We start from the raw sequence: 782 nt of genomic DNA, 5'->3' as shown, positions 1-782 counted from the left end.
ATCCAATACCCATACATGCCCGAAGAAGGTATGGTCGAAGAAGGCGAATTGAAAATCCATCAGGCCTCACATGCACGCTACTTCGAGGACTTTTTGAAGTTCGTCGAATATGGCGAATCGATGCCGGAAATCATGAAAAACCAGGTCATACACATGGTTCATGAACATGTATCCGCACAATTCGAAGAAAACAGTGACGAACTGCAGAAATTCGAACAAGACCTGGAAATCTGGGAAACCAGTGAAAAGCGGGAAATTCAGGAACGCCTTGAAACCCACCAAGTCGTCGAAGCCACAGCCCAGATTGTCGAGCATACACCTGAAGCCGAAATGCGAATGAAGCTTGGCAGCACATCCGTCAAAGGACTGTTAGCCGATTTTGGCGAAAGCATCCATTTAGGAAAGATTAATGGGAAGTATGTATTGATGATAGAATCCGATACAATCGAGTTCGATAAAGGCGTTTCGCCGATTGAGTTTCATAAGCCGGATGATTTGCAAATACTAATCGAAAAAATCATAAATAAAAGTTGATAAATAGTCCGAGTTTTGTGAGCAAAAATGTGAGCAGTATGTGATCAATTTTAGACCTTAAAATACTATTAATACTCTTAAATCTAACTACTAACTTTTGTTAGTAGTTTCTCCAGTTTGTTTATTTTTTCTAAGTCCTATTTTCAATTAAGAAGTTAAATATATTTTTTAGAAATGCATGCTTATCATGAGCCTAAGTAAATACTGCTACTTAGGCTCTTATCTTATAGAACTTGTTTTCATACACC

Annotated in this window: 1 protein-coding gene; it reads left to right on the top strand. The window is 38.5% G+C overall.

What is annotated here, in order from left to right:
* A partial coding sequence (locus tag AC1DVB_RS27685; protein ID WP_477592052.1) for a DUF3898 domain-containing protein occupies positions 1–534 on the top strand: 534 nt, incomplete at its 5' end.
* Between the last annotated feature and the right edge of the window lie 248 nt (positions 535–782).

It is taken from the genome of Peribacillus sp. P4_D6 (assembly GCF_056401795.1).
This window is presented reverse-complemented; position numbering and strand designations above follow the sequence as displayed.